General features: G+C 70.5%; 1 protein-coding gene and 1 pseudogene. Both read left to right on the top strand.

Features of this window, described 5'->3' with window-relative positions; all coding sequences use genetic code 11:
• A partial coding sequence (locus A9W96_RS26260) for a thioesterase domain-containing protein (RefSeq protein WP_156765422.1) occupies positions 1 to 1405 on the top strand: 1405 nt, incomplete at its 5' end.
• Positions 1406 to 1627: 222 nt separating this feature from the next.
• A pseudogene (locus A9W96_RS26255) lies at positions 1628 to 2157 on the top strand (N-acetylglutaminylglutamine amidotransferase); the annotation flags it as partial.

Raw genomic sequence — 2157 nt, 5'->3', positions numbered from 1 at the left:
CGACGAGCAGGTGAAGATCCGCGGCTACCGCATCGAGCTCGGCGAGGTCCAGGCCGCGCTGGCCGCGCTGGACGACGTCGAGCAGGCCGTGGTGATCGCCCGCGAGGACCAGCCGGGCGTCAAGCGGCTGGTGGGCTACCTCACCGGCACGGCCGACCCGGGCGAGGCGCGCACCGCGCTGGCCGAGCGGTTGCCGGTCTACATGGTGCCGGCCGCGGTGGTGGCGCTCGACGCGTTGCCGCTGACCCCCAACGGCAAACTCGACGTGCGCGCCCTGCCGGCGGCGGAGTACACCGGCAGCGGATACCGGGCCCCGGCCACCGCCACCGAGCGGGCCGTGGCCGATAGCTACGCCCAGGTGCTCGGCGTGGAGCGGGTGGGCGTCGACGACTCCTTCTTCGACCTGGGCGGCGACAGCATCTCGGCGATGCGCGTGGTCGCCGCGATCAACGCCAGCCTGGGCGTTGACCTGGCGGTACGGGCCCTGTTCGACGCGCCCACGGTCAGGGCGCTGAGCCTGCGGCTGCGGGCCGAGTCGGCGGACGGCGACGACGTCGTTCCCGTGCAGATCCTCCGGGAGGGTTCGGGGGTGCCGTTGTTCTGCATCCACCCGGCCGGCGGGGTGAGCTGGCCGTATCGGGTGCTCGGCAAGTACCTGGACCGCCCGATCTTCGGCATTCAGCAAACCCAATCGGCCGATGCAGCCGCCCCGCGGTCGGTCCGCGAATTGGCCGAGATCCACGCCGACCGGATCCAGGACGTCTATCCCGACGGGCCCTACCACCTGCTGGGCTGGTCGTTCGGCGGGGTCGTCGCCCACGAGATCGCGATCGAGCTGCAGCGCCGTGGCCGCGCGATCGGGCGCCTGATCCTGCTCGACGCCCAGCCCAGCATCGACGACGCGATCGCCCTGCCGGAGCACGCCCTGGGCGAGCAGCAGGTGCTCGACGACGTCCTGCGGGCCTACAACATCAGCGTCGACGCGCAGACCGGGCCGCCCACCGACGAGCAACTGGCGGAGCTCCTGCGCGAATCCGGCGTCGCCGACATACCACGGCACCGACGGCTCGTCGATTTGCTGGCCGGAAACCTCAACGACAACATCGAGCTCTACCGGCTGCACGAGCCCCGGCTGTTCGACGGCGACATCTGCGTGTTCTCCGCCGTGCGGGACCAAAGCGACCGCAGTTCGCTGCTGGCCCGCTCCTGGGAGCCCTACGCCTCCGGCGACGTGCTCACCCACGCGGTGGACTGCACGCACAACGAGATGCTGTCCGCCGACTCGGTCGCACGCTACGGGCGCCAACTTTGGCAGCTGCTCCGCGAGGAACGCCGCCGCGAACTGGCCCCGCACGAACGGTTCAACGCGGCGGCCGGTGACGACGAGCCGCCCACCAAGTCATGAGCGGTCTCGCCGGTACATCGCGACGGTGCGATCCAGTTCACACATCCGTCGATCACGGTGATCACCACGGGTCGGCCGCGGCCGTCGGCGGCCCGTTGCAGCGCTTTTGGCGAAGCTCACGCGCGCTTCGATCCGGGCAACGGTAGGGTCGAAGACGTGTGCGGAGTCACCGGGGAGGTCCGACTCGACGGGCAGGCGCCCGACGTAGCGGCGGTCTCAGCAATGGCCGCGGTGCTGACACCACGGGGCCCCGATGCGGGCGGCGCCTGGTCGCAGGGCCGGGTCGCGCTCGGCCATCGTCGCCTGAAGATCATCGACCTGACCGAGGCCGGCGCCCAGCCGATGGTCGACTCGGAGCTGGGCCTGTCGCTGGCCTGGAACGGCTGCATCTACAACTACAAGGAGTTGCGCCAGGAGCTCAGCGGGTACGGCTACCGCTTCTTCTCGCACAGCGACACCGAAGTCCTGATCAAGGCCTACCACCGGTGGGGCGATGACTTCGTCAGCCACCTGTTCGGCATGTTCGCCTTCGCCGTCGTCGAACGCGACAGCGGGCGGGTGCTGCTCGGCCGGGACCGCCTCGGCATCAAGCCGCTGTATCTGACCGAGGACAGTCACCGGGTTCGGTTCGCGTCCACGCTGCCGGCTTTGCTGGCCGGCGGCGGCGTGGACACCCGCATCGACCCCGTCGCCCTGCACCACTACATGAGCTTCCACTCGGTGGTGCCCGCGCCGAACACCATCCTGCGCGG

It is taken from the genome of Mycobacterium sp. 1245852.3, from assembly GCF_001669335.1.
GTDB classification, from domain to species: Bacteria; Actinomycetota; Actinomycetes; order Mycobacteriales; family Mycobacteriaceae; genus Mycobacterium; species Mycobacterium europaeum_A.
Note: the sequence above shows the minus strand (reverse complement) of the source record. Positions and strands in the feature narration are given on the sequence as shown.